This is a genomic window from Peribacillus sp. RS7 (assembly GCF_041956845.1).
Classification (GTDB): Bacteria; Bacillota; Bacilli; order Bacillales; family DSM-1321; genus Peribacillus.
The window spans coordinates 161,715-180,543 of the sequence record NZ_CP168136.1; the positions used below are offsets into that span (position 1 = coordinate 161,715).

Sequence of the window (18,829 nt, forward strand, 5' to 3'; positions counted from 1 at the left end):
TTGAAATAGAAAGATGATTTTCAGCATAAGATTACATTGAGGATTAAGAGTAAATCAGACAGGAAGTGTTATATACTCAGCGGGGATGATTTTTAGGTTAATTTGTACCAGATAGTATATAAAATATCTTGCCAAAGAATCATTGAATACGGAAGAAGTCCGGAAGCCCGGCTGTTTATTCAATTTAATGGATCATTGCTGTACAACATATGTGGGAAAAACCAAGCATAAAACAAATGTTGCTTTGCAACAAGAAATGTAATTTGCTATTGCTCTGAAAAAAATATGTCTGGAACAAAGAAGGATATATATATTATAAATGTGAATTGTATCAGTTCAAAAATGGCAATTCATAGGAGATCGGCAAATACTTATCACTTTGGATAATTATTAGACTTGGATGAAAACCTTAAACAGTGCATTCCAATTGTTGGGCACCCCCTTTAGAATGTATCAAATGGAGTATTTATTACATGGATCAGGGAGCTGCGAATTCTGTTAAACTCTCCAAGCCGGACGATACGAATGGAGCAGCATTAACGATTTCTATTAAATTGGTCAGACAAAGGAGTATTCCTAAAGTTAATTTCATTATGGTGGATATAGATCCTAAAAACCCTCGTCTTTACGTTTCATTGGGAACTGAATGGAGGGAGTTTCCATCGCTGGTCCAAGTGCATTTTTATGAGAAAAAACGATGGTTACATTTTAATTACACAGCTGATATTCATTCACACATTTATTTTACTGCTGGCTAAAATCTACCATCCTCTACCTGAGAATATAACAATACCACCGACAAAATCTTCTGAAAGGCATTTAGTATCAGGGTACACTGCTAGTTACAAGTCCCAAAGACAATCGTGTAGGGGAGAGACCTGTAGATGATTCTGGATGGAATTGCTTATATTTTTCATGAAAATTCATCCAAAGTTTCTATCCTTTCCTATCCCGTACTCTAGTCCTGAAGAAGAGGGAAAGTCAATTATTTAAAACACTGGGATAGAAACCAACTTTAAAGAGTTAGAAGTAGTGGTTGTTGGTCGTGTTCCCTCAGAAGTTGAAGCTTAGCTGCTAAAGCACCTATGCGAGCAATCCGATGGTGGCCAATGGAACCTGATGATTCTTTGGAAACGTGTATCCAATATGCAAAATATTGTGCTTCATGTCAGGAGAAAATAGTAATAGTTCCTTATTACATTAGAAAATACAACCCGACTAGTCGTGGGGCTTTTTAAGAACTCCAAAATGTTAATACAAAAGTTTGAAAACGGGTCATAAACATAAAATGAATGAACGTAAAAAAACAGTCTTAAAGCCGCTCGTCGGGCACCTCAGTTCTCCAAACCGTTCTTTTTATGTTTTAAATGGCTCTCTTAACTTATGGTTTGGGGTTCTTTTTTTGCCCCAAAAGTGATAACAACATTTTGAACTTATACATTCTCTGTATAAAAGGGAAGGTCTGTTAGGTAGTTTCCCATTGCCGGCTAATTGATACCAACTTTGTGTGGTGCATTGTTGGGGATTGTCCTATCTGTGGTATGTATTTATAAAAGGATTAATGCTATACAGAACACGATCATAGCTGGGTATTTCAGTTCTATTTTTGCTTCTGTTAATAACAGTTGCTTCGCTAAAGTTAAATGAATAAGCAGAAAATAATTAACAGTAGACAACTAGAGACTAAACAAAATGACCCTGGTTTAAAATACCAGAGTCATCAATAGCTGCTTAAACGATTAGGATTTCTTTACTAACCTTTAATCAGGTTTAGATAACTTAATCTGAATTAACTTTTACTGTTATTTCAATTTACGTATGAGGCGCAAACTATCGTAATCACAAACAAGTACATACTCTTTACTCTCACATAGTTCATCAACAGCCCTTCTAACATCAGGATAAACAGTGTAGTCATGAAACGCTATAAATCCTCCGCGGACAACTCTTGGAGCATATAACTCTATATCTCTTTTTACGCCTAAATAACTATGGTCTCCATCTACAAACAGGGCAGATATGCTCTCAGGACAATCTTTTATAGCATCATGGCTGAAATTTTTTATTGGAGTTACATAGTTTGCAAGACGGAAATTTAGAATATTATTCTGAAATTCATTAAAATAATCGGCATAAGCTCCATTAGAGATAAAAGGATCAATGGCAAAAATTGTTCGTTTTCTTTCACTTATCGACTTGCTCCCGAGACCTAATGCAACAGTACTTTTACCTTTAAAGGAACCGATCTCAACAATTTCCCCATCTAAATGATCAACAAGAGCTGGCAAATGTAGTAATGCAGTTTGCTCTGAAGGTGTCAACCACCCACTGACTGAATCAATGAAATTATACAATTGGCTAATTTGAAACTGAGTAATTTTAGGTCACCTCTCACAAAACCCGTTATTTTCTAATGCATTTTTTACCGCTTCTAAATATTGGAACTCGTATTTTTTATCCGGTTCTAAATAGGTTCCTTCGCCCCATTCATTCCAGGCATTAATAAACAAAATGTCACTGTTTATTTCAAGAGATCTTTTTATTTGTTGTGTTAGATAAAAGGAAAATTTTTCGGGAGTCGCGCCGGTGAAGATGAGGGGGGCATTTCCTGCAACCCGGGCGGAGTTATCCCAATCGAGGAAGGCTCCTAGATAAGTTTTTAGACTATCCTTGTCAGCCATTCTTTCTAGTATAGAGGACCAGTATTTATCGTAATCCATTAGATCAAATTTTTGCTTATAACCATCAACTGCTCTTCCACAATGGATACCATTTGTTAAATACATTGTGTATCCAGGCTCAAACTCAAGACGAGCATCGAAACCTTTAAGTTGAGGGTTGTTAAATCTATTTAAAGTTTGGATAACATAAATTCCATCAAGCCCATTTTCAACAGCTAATTTTTGCCAATACTCCAGCATTTCCTCGCAATTGGGAATATCGCTAGGACGATAAATCAGAAATAAAGGTTTGTTTGCTACTCTGATATACCTTTTATCTTTAAATGCTGTTAGGAGAAATTCGAAATGTTCTTTCCAATCTGCTTTTTCTCCGTAATCTTGATCTGCCAATACCTCATGATTTGAACCGGTCCATGTTCTGGTCCACGGATCGTTTGCCCAGGAAAGACAGAAGGGGAAATCGGGCTTCCCTTTTTGAAGAACTACATCAAATGGTTTATGAAGAAATCTTTTTCCTTTAAACCAGTAATGATAATAACAAAATCCATAGATGCCATATTTTCTTGCAATTTGTGCTTGCCATTCCCTTGCAGATTCGTCTGTCAAATCATAGTAATAGTCTTGGTATGGCTCTTTCGGCTGATAATGTCCAGGAAATAGAGGCTCTGCTTTTTTTGTATTGGTCCATTCGGTGAATCCTTTTCCCCACCAACGATTATTTTCTGGAGTTTCATGGAATTGAGGTAAATAAAAGGCTATAAGTTTCAAATTTTTGTCACTCCTATAATAATGTTTAAATTAGAACACTTTTGTTTCATTAATATTTAAACCAATAGGATTGAGCTTCACCCATTCATTCATTCATTGATAATCACAGCTGTAGTTATATTGTATTCATCCCATTCTTATTTTGGGATACATTTCAGGCTTAATTGCGATATGGAAAGTAAACGTGAAATTTGCTTAGGAGTTTTCCATATATATTATCAAACCCTAATCAAATAAAGGGAGATGTATAAAAGAGCAGCTTCCATCCGTTATATAAGCTTGTCATCCAAAAGAGTCCTGTATAAAAGAAATTTATTTATTATCGTGACAAACTGTAGAGATTTCTTATTTTATCGGTGGGATATATTTGCATGTTCCAATAAAGGAAATAATCTAATTATCTCTAATTTTCAAGATAACCAGTGTGCAAAAACCATGAGCCAAACCTTTTGGAATAAGAACCTGGCGTATTAATTTTTTTTACTAAAAATTACATCCTATCCACTGACCAAAAGTCTGGGGTTTATTCGAGTAACAAAAATAACATTCAAAATGGCACCTGAATAAACTCGGTGCAACTTTGTGATAGAGAATGGTTTCTTAATCCCCACCAATATATCAATGTGCAATAGGATGCTTTTTGCAGTCTCATTAATTAATTTCATTATTGATAGCCAGTGGACAGGGAATACAGAAAGTTAAAACACTCATGCAGTAACTTTATTGTAAATTTAGCTGATTAATCAAACGTGGATAGGAGCATTACAAATTCTTATGAATTCATGAATGCTAATATACCTTGGAACACAAATTATTTTGGATATTACTGGGAATTAAACGTTTTATTCAAATTTTCCCCTTATAGTTTCCCTTGAACTAAGATGGTAATTTACAGAATAAACCCCTTCATCTTCCAACAGTCTATATTTCACCTTTTCAGATGAAGAGAATGGTTAAGGTTTATAAAAACTTACAAATGAATCAACACGAATCAATAATTTGTGTGTCGGATTTTTGAAAAGGGGATGGATATGTCAAGAAATCGCATTTCAACAACACCTGAATGTGGCTTTGCTTAAGGGGATTGTGCAGAGCACGTTGAGAGCCAGCATGCTCATTGGTATGGTTGGGATTGTGGCTTTGGATACAGTATATATTATCGAGTCTGGGTACATGAAATGAATCGATGGCAAAATGTGCAAAGACAAACTACCATGAATGGGAATACCATCGGTCATTTGGTTGGTTTACTGTTGAAGGCTATCCTCAAATGCAGGACACCAGATAACAGAAGCAGTCGCTTAATTCTTGTGTAGATTGAATAGTCGTTTGGTATCAATAGTTATTGGACATGTGAAGCACGATGTCAGTAACAACTAAACCTCGGCATGGACCCTGTGGGTCAGCGTGACTGACATCCATCTCATTGTAAGGTTGGAGGAAGGAATTTGAGAGCGAAGACTCTGTGAGACATGGGAGGGTTGAACTTCGTGAGATATGTAGACATCCACCAGTGCGATCATAATTTCTACCCTATTTTTATATGGAGTTTGCTAGTGTATTATAAGTCTTTTTTTTAAATCCCCAATTATATCCTTTTAGATAGTTTAATCAATTTGGAAGAAAACCCTTGTAATCTGATGACTATGAAACTCTAAGAAAACCCGAGAAATCGAGAGAGCTTGCGCTTTCTATATTGAGGGAGGTTAAATGAACAAGAAAATATTGGCATATAATGAGAACAAGAATAAGCTTATGTAAATTGACCTTATTGACAACATAGGAAATCAGGTTTCTTATGATATGGATACAAAAATGGGCAACCATCCAGATATACAATTACTTATACGTAAGAACTTCCAGAAAACCATGATATAATGTTAGATTTCGGAGAAGAAGTCCTAGTTGTTGGAATAGTCTATAATAGATAAATTGGTACATATAGAATGTACTGTAATTTATTACTTCATTTGATTTTTCATTAAATGAATCTGTTCTAAAAGTTCTATATGTTTAAGATCAAAAAAATCTTTTGGAGCTTGAGTATAATCACGGAGGAAATTTCTTATTATTGAAACCTCTTTCTGAAGGGACAAGCTTATATTGTTTCTATCTAATGAATCGCGGAAACTTCTTCCTAACCATCCTACAGAGGATTTTAATCTTAATTGTTCACATAATATTAATTCTGGATTTACGGGAAGTGTTGTATCTGATAATTTTGCTATACCTCCGAACCCCCATGGAAGTTTTTTATTGTTAACAATTGTGGCATATTCTTGTAATGAGCCATTCAATATAGGTTCAAAAATAGTCTTGTATCCAAAACTTATGCTAAGATCATTAAATCCTATATGAATTTCATGAACGCCCTTCAAATCAACTATTTGAGGAAGAAGTTCTGCTGCTTCCTTAGTTTCAATCAACAAGCTATTTTTAACCGTCCCATCCGTTAGCTTTAGAAAAGTTTTTACCTCATCCATGGAATGAAAAAAAGGGAGCATCACGATATCCGCTCCCATTCGGATTACGGTATCCACCTCTTTTTTTGAATTATTGTTAATAGGATTTATACGGACAAAAAGAGAATTTTTTTTTAATTTTTTTTTTATTGTTGGAATATCAATGATCGAATGATCTGATAAAAAAAGATTTCTACCAGATTGGCGGATGTTTTTATCTTTTACCTCTAGGTCAATCATAATACGATCTATTCCTGCAGCCTGTACATAAGTAGCCATAATAGGGTCGTTGGTAATAAAAGATAAAATCATAGGTTAATCCACCTTCCATGCTATTACTTCTTCAATGAATATATCCAGTCGGCATTTGTCAATGTAGATGAAGAGGATCATGGGTTTACTTTACAATACTTTAACAGATTCTTTTTTCAACTTTTCAAATTCCTGAAGTTTTTTTTCTTCATCCCATAAATAATGATATCCCCATTTATTAATATGATCCATTACTCTAAGCCTTGTTCTTAGTTCAGACAATCGTCTGTTTAAATAGTTAAATCCTATATATTTATAGTGTAAAAGCAGTATTTCTTTATTGGACGGCTTTTTAACATTACCCGTAGGAGAAGCAGAATGCCTACCAACAGAAAAATTTATGTCTTTAATCTCACTCGGATTAAAAATTTGGGGTTTATCTAGATATTCCTTTTTAACTCCATACCTTATACTTTCATACAAAGGTTCGTTACTATTGGGGAATAAATCCGAAACCATTTCATAACCTTCGGGTACAATGAGTGTAATACCATTAGAAGTACATTCTTCCAGGTACTTTCTAAAATTAGGATGATAAAAATGTTCATCTATGTTACAGATGATAACCCAGTCGGCCTTCACTTTGTTATGTTTCCAGCATTGATTGTATTGATCTAGTGTTGATTGAACAACAGAAAAACCCTGTATCTCGAATTTATTTACATTCACTTTGGAATGTGATCGTAAAATTGATAAGGAATTGTCTGTTGAGTCATTATCAAAAATATAATACTGATCAACTATGTTATCATAATGCTTGAAAAAATACGGAAGCATTTTTTCTTCGTTCCAGCATAAGGCATATAAATGTATTATCACGTGATGCGCCCCTTCCATAAGTTGAAAGTTCTTTTAGTATTAGATTAACCGTTATATCATCTTTTGAATTGAAAACGTTTGTTATAATGGTTCATTTTTCATGATTTCCCCATCCTTTACAGTGATCTCGAACCATATATTTTTCTTTCAATCTTATTAATACTCTAAGGCCTATATAATATGCTATTTATAGACGAATAAATTAGGACAGTAGTCGATTTTCAATCTCAGTTAAGGCAATGGAAGAAGGCAGCATTAGAACAATGCCACAGCTGTTTACGAAAGAGAACAAAAAAACAGGATCAACTCATATCGGATTATAAAGTCCAGTTTCAAAACTATACCCCGACGAAGCTATCGTTGCTTAAAAGAATTAAAGAGAAGAAAAGAACGGCTGTATCTTTTAGATTAGGAGGATTCTGAACTGCCTGTCAACATCGGTTTATTTTTGTTGATGGACAAGTAGAAAAGGGGCCAGTAATAGAGTTTTTTTCACTAAAAAGGGAAGCTGATTAAAAAGTTTAAATAAAAAAGTGAATAATTTAAATAAAGGAAGGTTAGGAAAGGAAGTTCAATAGGAACAACAAAAAGACAGTTATTTTAGTGTCGGAAAAACCGTCTTTTCACTTCAATGTAATGTTTTAGCGTGTAATTTATGTTAATATGTTGGCACTCTACAGAGTTTGAAGGTTTGTTTTAACTTTTCATTACCTTTACCGGTCATAGTATTTATTACCCTCTTATGATAGATTATTCTTTTCAATCTAAGCTAATTTCATGTTTATATTGTTTTCAAGTAAATATTGATTTAACTTATTTATCGTTTCTTTATTTATCTCTATACCAGTATCAGAAAATTGTTTTTTAAAATTGGATTTTCTGTCACCTGGAATCAAAATTTCATCCCCTTTAATTACACTAGAACTTGATTTTATTATATTGTAATAATCTTTAATTAAATCATAGAAAACTTCTCCTATAATTAATTTAGGATCAATTACAACAAACATAAAGCCTACGTTCATGCAATTTTCCATATTTCTATAAAAAGATCCAACATCATTTAAGAATGATGCACCAGATAGTACCCCAGATAAAATATCTACCATCATAGAAATACCATATCCTTTATAACCACCTAAAGGTAATACCATACCTTCAACGGCCTTTTGAGGGTCTGTCGTTGGATCTCCATTTATATCGGTAGCCCAGCCTATGGGTATCTCTTTCCCATCTCTTAATGCGATATTTATTTTTGATTTAGCAACCTGACTAGTAGCCATATCTAAAGTAATTGGAAATCCTTTTTTAACTGGAATTGAAATTGAAAACGGATTAGTACCTAAAAGTTTTTCATTTCCGTTCCACGGAGCCATAGCTGGAGGAGTATTACACATTACTATACCAATCAAACCTTCTTCTGCAGCCATGGCTGAATAGTAAAATGCAGGACCAAATGTATTGTTATTATAAGAAAATACACTAAATGTTCCTTTTTGTTTTGCTTCTTCTTTTGCTAATTTCATAGAATACTCTGCTGACAATGCTCCGAATGAGCCATCACCATCTACTACTGCAAATGAGATTCCTTCTCTTACTTTTCTTATATTGGGATTAATATTGTAACCACCTACCTTTAACTTTTCAATATGAGCGGGGACTACCGTTACTCCATGAGTATTTACTCCACACAAATCCGCTTCAATAAAAGAGTTTGTAATTACCTCTGAATCCCTCTCAGAAATCCCGTAACTATTAAATAAAGTTGTAATAACTCTTTTAACTTGACTAACTTGAACTCTAGTAGTGTTTTGGTTATTCATTAATTTACCTCCTATTTAATCTGATTTACTAACCCAAAATAAAAGGGGCAGCAAGAAGTGTGATTAATAAGGTTGGTGACTATTATTGCGATACGCAAACTTTTAGATACTGTAAATGTGCAATTGAATTATTATATTCAGCCCTTGCTTTAAGAATGCTAAAGTTAAAGCTTGGGGGGGATTTAATCGTAAAAAGACATATAAAGGAAATTTTGGGGAGTTGTCCAAAATGAGATTGAATACATACATAAATTAGTAGCATTATAATTCATAGATGAAAAGGATGGATATTGAGGTTCTAAGTTTCTACATATCATAATTTGCATCAGGAGGTAGAAGATAATATCTCTACATATGAAAAATTTACTGATTAATATTCAATGTAAATGAACATATGAAAGCATTTGACTCCATCTATGATCATTCTAGGATCACCCACGCACCGAATTTTGCTGCAGGTTAGGAATGCATTTCTTAGAAATGAAGAAATTACATACGGCTGTATTTTGGTATGTTAGTGAATCAAATTGGGAATGGAAATGTGTTTATGAAAAAAACCATCATTATTATACCTCTCAATTTTTAAAATGGTTTTTTTTTAAAAACTTCTCCTCATTTGTCTTCCCACTCGAGTCATTCGTCCGATGTACTTTGGACCTATTACAATGTTTTACAGCTAGTTTTAGAATTCCCTTTCCCCAATAAGCATACATAATCTGTAACAATAATTACTTCTTTGGTTAATCAAGCTTTTGAACTCGTTTTTCTCCGAATATAATGGATGAATTCTGGTTTCTTTAACATAGGCCCTCATAGTTCAGCAGCATAACAATTCTTGATCCTTACTAATCCAGTACTCTTCCTGATTTTACTTTCCCCCTATTATCTTTCATATATATGCTCATTGTGACGAAAATCGTGTTAGTCAGTCACATTGTTAAGTTCCAAAGTAAGGTTAAATTCATTAAAGGAAGAACGAGGCTTATTCATTCCTCATACAACGATCGTGTCTTTGGTTCATTTCCTTTATTCAAAGTCTGGATAACGTAGACTTATAAGAATATGCTTAGGGATTTTAAAATGGTTCGTTGTTTTAAAAAAATGGGCAGGTTTTATCCAATCCAATTAATTCAGGATTCATAAGATAAAGTAATGTTTTGTGAAAAGGAGGATACAAAATTGGGTAAGGATAAAAAAGATAAAAAATGTAAAGATTGTGGACATAGCAAATGCAAATGCGATCATAACAAATGTAAGGATTGCGGACATAGTCAATGCAGATGCGATCATAACAAATGTAAGGATTGCGGACATAGTCAATGCAAATGCGATTCTAAACAAGAACAAAAGGTCGAGCAAAACGTTAATGTGGAAGTAAACGTATCTGATAATGATAAAAAAGGACCGCAAGGGCCTCAAGGACCACAAGGAACACAAGGGTCTCAAGGACCACAAGGGTCACAAGGAACACAAGGGCCACAAGGGCCACAAGGGCCACAAGGACCACAAGGACCACAAGGACCACAAGGGCCACAAGGCGATCAAGGACCACAAGGGCCTCAAGGACCACAAGGCGATCAAGGACCACAAGGGCCTCAAGGACCACAAGGCGATCAAGGACCGCAAGGGCCTCAAGGAACACAGGGCGATCAAGGACCGCAAGGGCCTCAAGGACCACAAGGCGATCAAGGACCGCAAGGGCCTCAAGGACCACAAGGCGATCAAGGACCACAAGGACCACAAGGGACTCAAGGCCCACAAGGCGATCAAGGACCGCAAGGTGACCAAGGCCCGCAAGGTGACCAAGGCCCACAAGGCGACCAAGGCCCACAAGGCGACCAAGGCCCGCAAGGCCCACAAGGCCCGCAAGGCGACCAAGGCCCGCAAGGCGACCAAGGCCCGCAAGGCGACCAAGGCCCGCAAGGCCCACAAGGCCCGCAAGGCGACCAAGGCCCGCAAGGCGACGAAGGCCCGCAAGGCGACCAAGGTCCGCAAGGCGACCAAGGACCACAAGGGGTTCAAGGACCACAAGGGGATCAAGGCCCGCAAGGCCCACAAGGCGACCAAGGCCCGCAAGGCGACCAAGGCCCGCAAGGCGACCAAGGCCCGCAAGGATTCCAAGGCCCACAAGGGGATCAAGGCCCACAAGGTGACCAAGGCCCGCAAGGGTTCCAAGGCCCACAAGGCGACCAAGGCCCGCAAGGCGACCAAGGCCCACAAGGATTCCAAGGCCCGCAAGGCGATCAAGGCCCACAAGGATTCCAAGGCCCGCAAGGCGATCAAGGCCCGCAAGGCGATCAAGGCCCGCAAGGATTCCAAGGCCCACAAGGCGACCAAGGCCCGCAAGGATTCCAAGGCCCACAAGGGGACCAAGGCCCGCAAGGATTCCAAGGCCCACAAGGAGACCAAGGCCCGCAAGGATTCCAAGGCCCACAAGGAGACCAAGGCCCGCAAGGATTCCAAGGCCCACAAGGCGACCAAGGCCCGCAAGGATTCCAAGGCCCACAAGGGGACCAAGGCCCGCAAGGATTCCAAGGCCCACAAGGCGACCAAGGCCCGCAAGGATTCCAAGGCCCACAAGGCGACCAAGGCCCGCAAGGATTCCAAGGCCCACAAGGTGACCAAGGCCCGCAAGGATTCCAAGGCCCACAAGGAGACCAAGGCCCGCAAGGATTCCAAGGCCCACAAGGCGACCAAGGCCCGCAAGGATTCCAAGGCCCACAAGGTGACCAAGGCCCACAAGGAGACCAAGGCCCGCAAGGCGACCAGGGCCCGCAAGGTAACCAAGGACCAGTAGTAATAACCGCAGCTACTGGTGCTATGATCCCATTCGCATCAGGTGTTGCTCCTATTACACTGACTTCAGTTCTTGGATTAGCGGATACTGGAGGTCTCATTGGATTCGGAAGTTCTGTTTCCGGTGTTTCTATTGCTGGAGGATTAATAACGATAGCTGTCGGGGACTTCGCATTTGTTGTTCCTCGTGCCGGAACAATCGAATCAATATCTGCGTTCTTTAGTGCTACAGTGGGAGTAATAATAAGTGAAGATGTAACTGTTAGAGCACAATTATGGAGGAGTACAACTGCAAATAGCAGCACCTTTACTCCAATACCAGGCGCCTTTGTAGATTTAGCACCAGACTTTACTCCACTTGTAGTCCTTGGAGATAATGCATCTAATACTAATAATTCGATATCAATACCAGTAAGTGCAGGAGATAAACTATTAATGGTTTTTTCTTTAGAAGACTCAGGTGTCTTGGTGCTTCTCGATAGCCTTACAGGTTTTGCAAGTGCAGGTATTGCAATCTCCTAATAAAAAACAGGAATTCTGAATACTCCAATTTTATCTAACAAATGAATTTCAGAAAAACAAAATGGAGCACAATCATTTTGAAAATAAATTGGCTCAGATTGTAGAGAAAGTATATTTTTCTCTACAATCTTTTTTTATTTTTGGCTTTAATCCTGACTACCTGACTGCCAAGTTCTTATGGGGTCAGGTATTTTTATTTAAAAATCGATTCCCATCCTGAATGTATAATAAATAGTAACGATCAGATTCGTTAAATTAGAGGATCGTAAAGCAGCTATATAAAGTAGGAGAAAGTAAAATGAATCTTAACATATGCTTTAAAGGTATCTATTCATTTTTCTTTGCCATTCATTTTATCTTAAAGTTCACTGGCTTTTTTAAATAAAGTTAAGAATCTTCTCATCGACTCGCTTCTGTTGCTTTTGTATAGAAAAACCACCATATACAATTTTGAAATTTGGTATTTAATTCAATTGCAACATTTGCCTTTAATTGTTCAGGGTAAGTGGAGGTTTTAATTGTTACGCACCCACTTTTCGAATCGTGATTTAAATGAAGGATATTGCATTAACACAGCGGGAGTTAGACCAAAAAGTAAATATAAAAACAGCGTTGGAAGGAAGAAAGAAGAAAAATATATCAAAGAACAAAAAGAAATATCAAAATTAAAGGAAAAGACCTAAAGAGATGGAGGGAAAAAGATGCGGTTGCATTCGAATGGGATCCAATACGTAGAGGAAAGTTCATCATAAAAGCTAACGATATAACCAAGTGGTTCTTTTTCAGCTGTTCGAGTTTAGTGGAATCATGGCACGGTAAGGAGTAGTCAAAGGTTAATCTTGTACTACTAGTTATAAGATAACACCTTCAAAATTATTATTTAAAGGTGTTATTTATTCTCCTATACAAAAAGCGTAGTACTGCATGCATTGTATTATTTAAAGATTTTAGTTTAATTTACGGATTAGGCGCAAACTGTCGTAATCACAGACATATACGTATTCTTTACTCTCACAAAGTTCATCAACAGCTCTTTTGACATCTAGGTAAGTACTGTAGTCATGAAATGCAATCATGCCTCCGGTTACGACTCTTGGAGCATAAAGTTGTATATCCTGCTTTACGCTTAAATAGCTATGATTGCCATCAACAAAAAGTGCTGAAATAAGCTCAGGGCAATCAACGATTGCTTCATGACTGTAGTTCTTTATTGGAATTACATAGTTCTCTAATTGAAAACCTTTAATTGCTTTTTGAAAATCGTTAAAGTAATTTCCATGATATTCTTTATCAGGAATAAATGGATCAATTGCATATATCGAACGTTTGCGCTCACTAATCCACTTACTTCCGAGACCTAAGGCTGTTGTACTTTTTCCTTTATAAGAACCAATCTCAATGATGTCTCCTTTCAAATGGTCAACTAAAGCTGGTAGATGCAGAAGTGCCGTTTGTTCCAAATGTGTCAACCAGCCATCTACGCTTTCAATGAAACTATACAATTCACTAATCTTTAATTGAGGATAATCTCCTTGTGTATTCAATTTATTTAGTCACCTCTTTTATCGTAGTTTCATACATCCAATAATTATCTAAATGATTCGAAGAGTTACTAAGATTTATAGAAAAGTTTATCAAAATCCATTATTATTCAATGCATTTTTTACTGCTTCCAAATATTGATATCCATACTTCTTATCTGGCTCCAAATATGTTCCTTCCGCCCACTCATTCCAAGCATTGATAAACAAAAATTCACTATTATTTATGTTCACTGCTTTTTGAATTTGTTGGCTTAGATAGTAAGAGAATTTTTCAGGGGTTGACCCTTTAAAAATGAGTGCTCGATTTCCTACTCTGGCCGAGTTATCCCAATCAATAAATGCACCTGGAAATGTCTTTATATTTTTCTTTATATCAGACCTATCTAACATACGTGAACATACTTGATCATAGTCCATCACAATAAACTTTTGTTGATACCCATCCACAGCTCTCCGGAAAGTATAACCACCTCCATGATTCAAAGTGTAACCGGGTTCAAATTCTAGACAAGCATCGAACCCTGCAATTTGAGGAATCGTGAATGCCGCTAAGGTTTTAACAAAGTAAATACCCTCTAGACCATTTTGTTTAGCTAGATTTTGCCAATATAGTAACATTTCTTCACATCTTGGAATGCTACCGGATCGATATATAGTAAATAAAGGTTTGTTGTCCACTCTGATATACCTTTCATCCTTAAATGCTGTTAGTAGGAAATCAAAGTGTTCTTTCCAATCCTCTTCATCACCATAATCTTGAGGCATTAAGACGTCGTGAATCCACCCATCCCACCTTCTAGTCCACGGTTCATTTGCCCATGAGAGACAGAAGGGAAGATCAGGTTCTCCTGTTCGAAGGACCTCATTAAATGGTTTTTCAAGTAACCTTTTCCCCTTGAACCAATAATGATAGTAGCAAAATCCATAGATACCGTATTTTTTGGCAATTTGTGCTTGCCATTTTCTTGCAGTTGCATCTGTCAAATCATAGTAATAATCTTGATAAGGTTCCCTCGGTTGATTATGTCCAGGAAACAACGTTTGACCTTTTTTTGTATTCGTCCATTCGGTAAATCCTTGTCCCCACCAAAGGTTATTTTCTGGAATTTGATGAAATTGGGGCAAATAGAAGGCTATAAGTTTCAAATTTTTGTCACTCCTATAATAATGTTTAACTAGAACACCTTGTTTCATTATTATTTAATTAATTGGATTGGGTTGACCCATTCAATTGATAATAATGATCTAAAGAGTCCAGTATAAAAGAAATAGGTTTTTTAGTGATAAACTGAAGAGGATTCTTATTTTATTAATCGTATGGATTTCAGATTACGATATTGTAGTTATATTGGGCTTAAATTGAGATATTCAAAAGTGGAAAGTATATACATCATTAACCACCATCCAAATAAAGGAGATGTCAAAAAAGATACCAGAAAGCTTCGATTAAAGCCATCCGGTTATATAAGCTTGCCATCATATCAACCTGGCTATCAATAATAGAAAATGGTTAATGGAGAATGCTGGCACAAAAAAAAACGGTGGGATATGAATGTCAAAGATACAAAGCTTCAAGTACAAATCCTAGAGCCGCTTTGAAATTGGGAGAAATACAATTTATTCAAGAAAACCATTCTTTATCACAAAGTTGGTCGAGTTTGTTCAGACGACATTTTTGATGTTAGTGTTGTTATTCTTCTAAACCTCTATACTTTGGTCAGTGGATAGATCGTATTCCAAGAGGATTGGCTCATGGCTTTTGCACACTTGTTTTTAATATGAATGTATTTATAAAGTAGACCAGTACTATTATTCTGAACATGAAATTTTTGGGACGACCCTAAAATTGGAGTTAATTGGCCTATTTCAAGACCATATTATCTGCAAAAGATAGTAAAGTAAGCTTCCTTTATTAACAAATGAGAATTGAACTATTCTATAAAGGAGTAGAAACATTATTAAAATTCACTTAATAATATCATCAATCCCTTTTTATCAAAGAAATTGAGCATTTACAGATTAATGAACAACTAAGCGTCACAAAGCTAGTTTTTTAGTCAAGGGTTGTTAATATCATTTCAATCTGCTTGATATCTTCAACAAATTCATGATAATTCTTTACACGTTCACGATAAGAGTGTAGAGCAGTTTTGAATAAATGGTTCGTATCAAGAAAACCATCTCCTCGTGAGGCGATCATAATATCTAACCATTCACTAAATGTTTTTAGACCTAGTGTATTGTTATTTTGATTAGGATGTCTTCGAAAATAACTAAGAGCTTCGGGAATATACACAGCTTTCCCTTTGGATAGCAATGACAACCAGGCTGCAAGATCATTGATAAGAGAATACTGTTTCCCTTTGTACACTCCATAAAGTTCGGTAAGATCTTTTTTTCTAAATAACACTGTTGTCGGTTCACCGATGACATTTTGACAACGGATTAATGCAAGGTTTCCCAACACCTTTCCGTCAAAGATTCTTGTTTCATCATATAACCTTGCCGTTGCACCAATAGGAGGGAGAAACTGACCTGATTCATCGATAGTTTGTCGATAAGATGTGACAAGTGTAATATTTTCGAATTCATTAAAAAAATAGATCATTTTCGCAATTTTTTCTTTTTGGAAAACGTCATCATCCATCAAGTAATTAATATATTCACCTGATGCCAAATCATAGCATTTATGCCAATTTTTTAGAAATAAATTTTTTTCGTTTTTATAATACTTAATTTTAGGATTTGAACCTAAATAAGGTCCAAGCATTTCTTGTACTCGATCATCGGTACTATCATCACAAATAATAATTTCGATATTAGGGTAGGTTTGTTCTAATACACTGTCAATCGCTATTTTTAAAGTATCCGGTCGATTATACGCAGGAATGACTACACTAACTAAAGGATTTCCCACAATGACATCCCCCTTGTTTTGTTTTTGAAAGATACATGAAAACTTATTTTGAACTTTGCATGTTCTCTGCGTACAATATTATTTCCGGTATGTCTTCATTAGTAAAAGTCCTCCCGAAAAGACCGACCAAGACCCCAATGGTATTTTTTTACCCAATGTGTTCAAATTATTCAGCCAATACTCGTTGTTCAAAACGTGAATGGAGAGGGTCAAAAATACTATATATTAAGATTATTCTATCTCAGATAAATTGGGGATTAGCTTTTCTTTCTTTTCAAGGTTAGGACGTAAAAGTGGAGTTTTTTTCATGATTGTATGAATATTCAATTCAATTCCTTACCTAAATATATTGCTAACGCCAGGGTAATAGACTTCAACTGATTCAAAATTTTATTGATTTTACTGGAAATTACATGCTTGCTTCGTAGCTTTTGCATACTCGCTCTTTAATTCACGCCTTTTGTAGACACTTCAAGTCCTTTCAACATAGCAGCACAAGAAATTTACATCGCCATTTCGCTACAAAAGTATCCATTGATATTGTGGTGTTATTAAATTATGACAAGAAGGTTTGAGTTTTTCATTGAGTCATATTTTCTACTATTTCACATATTAATAAGGAAGAATAACGGTGATAAAGATAACCTTTTGTACCAATGGGATTTCTCACTTGCTTTATTTTTTCGTGATTAAGAAGACCTAAAATGTATTATATTTTTTTATAAATAAAATGGAAATTACTTTCCCGAGTTCCAATATGACTTTCATTTCATAATATAGCTAGCCATTGCCGATTCTTGTACGTGTGGAATATTATCTTCGTCCAACCTTGATAATGAATTAAAAACCAAAGATTTGTTGTACTAGCTTGAATGATTTATATAAAAGCATAAGACAAACAAGGCTTGTGTAAAGTTCTCAATTTTGAACTCATGGACTAAGATTTGCTTCAGTGGGAACTAGAAAAGGCAATATTTAAGTAGGAAAAGGAGATAAAAATAGAGATGCTCAAAGAAAATGATATTAAAAATGAATTTAATGACAAAAAAAAAACGGTTACACTGTTGAGCGGAAAGAAGGGGGGGAGGGTCAATCATCGGATTTAATGGTCAAAGATGAGATTGGACTTAATGACAGATTTGATTTCTGGAATAAAAGTGTACTTTATGTTCATTCTAGGCATGGAGATACCTATACAATTATCAATCAAGGAATTATTAAGGAGCTTAGAAATTTAGTGCGTGAAGTATATACAGCCAAAGCGGAGCAAGATGTGGTCAGTCTTGCAGCTGAATTTAGGCCGGACCTTGTACTTGTTTTACTGGGAGATACATTTCCTATTGACCAAGTGAATGCCATTAGGGAAATGGGGATTAAAACAGCGGTGTGGTTTACGGATGACCCATATTATACAGACGTAATGACAAACATTGCCCCCCATTATCATTATGTTTTTACACAAGAGTTAAGCTGTGTATCTTACTATCAACTTTTAGGTTGTCCCCAAGTTCATTATTTACCTCTCGCAGTCAATACAAAAATTTTTCATTATCAGAGAGAGAGGAAGGATAACTTTATAGACGTTTGTTTTATGGGGGCAGGTTGGAACAACAGAATCTCTTTGTTTGACGAAATTGCTCCCTTTCTATCAAAAAAAAATACACTTATCGTGGGGTCACGTTGGGACAGAATGCGGAATTATCACTTACTTTCCGATAAAATCCATTTTGGATTCCTATCTCCGAGTGCATCGGCTCGCCTTATGAATCAATCCAAAATTGTGATTAATAACCATCGTTTATACGATGATACTACGTTATTCAACCGTAACAGTAATAAACTACCGGCCCTTTCAATTAACCCTCGAACCTTCGAAATTTCTGCCTGCGGCGCATTTCAGCTTTCGGATATTCGACAAGAATTACCACGTTATTATGAAATAGGGAAGGAAATTGAAACTTACACATCTCCTTCGGAATTAACTGAAAAGATAGACTATTATATAAACCATGACGAGGAGAGAAATACTATTGCTCAAAGTGGGTATATTCAAACATTAAAAAGTCATACTTACGCGAAAAGACTAGCAACTCTGTTGAAATTGATATATGGATAATTTCTATTTTTGATTAAGATGTAGGTGGTTCATTCTTGTTGATCATGTTTTAATGTTCAAATTAAATTT

General features: G+C 36.2%; 15 protein-coding genes and 1 pseudogene. 8 read left to right on the plus strand and 8 right to left on the minus strand.

Annotated elements, in window-relative coordinates; all coding sequences use genetic code 11:
* Positions 1 to 473: 473 nt before the first annotated feature.
* Positions 474 to 758, plus strand: coding sequence for a hypothetical protein (locus ACDZ29_RS28375; RefSeq protein WP_375091286.1), 285 nt, complete (start codon positions 474 to 476; stop codon positions 756 to 758).
* A 1,044-nt stretch (positions 759 to 1,802) separates the two neighbouring features.
* Here the strand turns inward: ACDZ29_RS28375 and ACDZ29_RS28380 are convergent.
* The gene (locus ACDZ29_RS28380; RefSeq protein WP_375091287.1) at positions 1,803 to 2,354 is read right to left on the minus strand and encodes a class I SAM-dependent methyltransferase; all 552 of its coding nucleotides are present in this window, start codon (positions 2,352 to 2,354) and stop codon (positions 1,803 to 1,805) included.
* 30 nt (positions 2,355 to 2,384) lie between these two features.
* The gene (locus tag ACDZ29_RS28385; RefSeq protein ID WP_375091288.1) at positions 2,385 to 3,449 is read right to left on the minus strand and encodes a glycoside hydrolase family 99-like domain-containing protein; all 1,065 of its coding nucleotides are present in this window, start codon (positions 3,447 to 3,449) and stop codon (positions 2,385 to 2,387) included.
* 1,058 nt (positions 3,450 to 4,507) lie between these two features.
* On the opposite strand from ACDZ29_RS28385, the pseudogene ACDZ29_RS28390 reads away from it, so the two are divergent.
* Positions 4,508 to 4,699 (plus strand): annotated as a pseudogene (locus ACDZ29_RS28390) (glycosyl transferase family 2); the annotation flags it as partial.
* A gap of 711 nt (positions 4,700 to 5,410) precedes the next feature.
* On the opposite strand, the gene ACDZ29_RS28395 reads toward ACDZ29_RS28390, so the two are convergent.
* The 3 genes from ACDZ29_RS28395 to ACDZ29_RS28405 form a co-directional block, all read right to left on the minus strand.
* Positions 5,411 to 6,223, minus strand: a complete 813-nt coding sequence (locus ACDZ29_RS28395) for an aldolase/citrate lyase family protein (protein WP_375091289.1) — start codon at positions 6,221 to 6,223, stop codon at positions 5,411 to 5,413.
* Positions 6,224 to 6,313: 90 nt separating this feature from the next.
* Positions 6,314 to 7,042, minus strand: a complete 729-nt coding sequence (locus tag ACDZ29_RS28400) for a glycosyltransferase family 2 protein (RefSeq protein ID WP_375091290.1) — start codon at positions 7,040 to 7,042, stop codon at positions 6,314 to 6,316.
* 764 nt (positions 7,043 to 7,806) lie between these two features.
* Complete coding sequence (locus ACDZ29_RS28405) at positions 7,807 to 8,865, minus strand: Ldh family oxidoreductase (protein ID WP_375091291.1); 1,059 nt, start codon at positions 8,863 to 8,865, stop codon at positions 7,807 to 7,809.
* Between the two features lie 1,216 nt (positions 8,866 to 10,081).
* Between ACDZ29_RS28405 and ACDZ29_RS28410 the strand changes: the two genes are divergently transcribed.
* The 4 genes from ACDZ29_RS28410 (at position 10,082) to ACDZ29_RS28425 (ending at position 12,866) form a co-directional block, all read left to right on the plus strand.
* The gene (locus tag ACDZ29_RS28410) at positions 10,082 to 10,243 is read left to right on the plus strand and encodes a hypothetical protein (RefSeq protein WP_375091292.1); all 162 of its coding nucleotides are present in this window, start codon (positions 10,082 to 10,084) and stop codon (positions 10,241 to 10,243) included.
* 12 nt (positions 10,244 to 10,255) lie between these two features.
* The gene (locus ACDZ29_RS28415; RefSeq protein ID WP_375091293.1) at positions 10,256 to 11,662 is read left to right on the plus strand and encodes a hypothetical protein; all 1,407 of its coding nucleotides are present in this window, start codon (positions 10,256 to 10,258) and stop codon (positions 11,660 to 11,662) included.
* Positions 11,663 to 11,685: 23 nt separating this feature from the next.
* On the plus strand, positions 11,686 to 12,183 hold the full coding sequence (locus ACDZ29_RS28420) for an exosporium glycoprotein BclB-related protein (RefSeq protein ID WP_375091294.1): 498 nt from the start codon (positions 11,686 to 11,688) through the stop codon (positions 12,181 to 12,183).
* A gap of 518 nt (positions 12,184 to 12,701) precedes the next feature.
* Positions 12,702 to 12,866 (plus strand): hypothetical protein, encoded by a 165-nt coding sequence (locus ACDZ29_RS28425; RefSeq protein ID WP_375091295.1) that lies wholly within the window; start codon positions 12,702 to 12,704, stop codon positions 12,864 to 12,866.
* Positions 12,867 to 13,130: 264 nt separating this feature from the next.
* Here the strand turns inward: ACDZ29_RS28425 and ACDZ29_RS28430 are convergent, their stop codons facing one another.
* Together ACDZ29_RS28430 and ACDZ29_RS28435 are read right to left on the minus strand one after the other, a co-directional pair.
* Positions 13,131 to 13,727, minus strand: a complete 597-nt coding sequence (locus ACDZ29_RS28430) for a class I SAM-dependent methyltransferase (protein ID WP_375091296.1) — start codon at positions 13,725 to 13,727, stop codon at positions 13,131 to 13,133.
* Between the two features lie 90 nt (positions 13,728 to 13,817).
* Positions 13,818 to 14,873, minus strand: a complete 1,056-nt coding sequence (locus ACDZ29_RS28435; protein ID WP_375091297.1) for a glycoside hydrolase family 99-like domain-containing protein — start codon at positions 14,871 to 14,873, stop codon at positions 13,818 to 13,820.
* Between the two features lie 171 nt (positions 14,874 to 15,044).
* Between ACDZ29_RS28435 and ACDZ29_RS28440 the strand changes: the two genes are divergently transcribed.
* Positions 15,045 to 15,227, plus strand: coding sequence for a hypothetical protein (locus ACDZ29_RS28440; protein ID WP_375091298.1), 183 nt, complete (start codon positions 15,045 to 15,047; stop codon positions 15,225 to 15,227).
* 553 nt (positions 15,228 to 15,780) lie between these two features.
* On the opposite strand, the gene ACDZ29_RS28445 is transcribed toward ACDZ29_RS28440, so the two are convergent.
* Positions 15,781 to 16,644 (minus strand): glycosyltransferase family 2 protein, encoded by an 864-nt coding sequence (locus ACDZ29_RS28445; RefSeq protein WP_375091299.1) that lies wholly within the window; start codon positions 16,642 to 16,644, stop codon positions 15,781 to 15,783.
* Between the two features lie 1,105 nt (positions 16,645 to 17,749).
* Here ACDZ29_RS28445 and ACDZ29_RS28450 point away from each other — a divergent pair.
* Complete coding sequence (locus ACDZ29_RS28450) at positions 17,750 to 18,760, plus strand: glycosyltransferase (RefSeq protein WP_375091300.1); 1,011 nt, start codon at positions 17,750 to 17,752, stop codon at positions 18,758 to 18,760.
* Positions 18,761 to 18,829 lie beyond the last annotated feature (69 nt).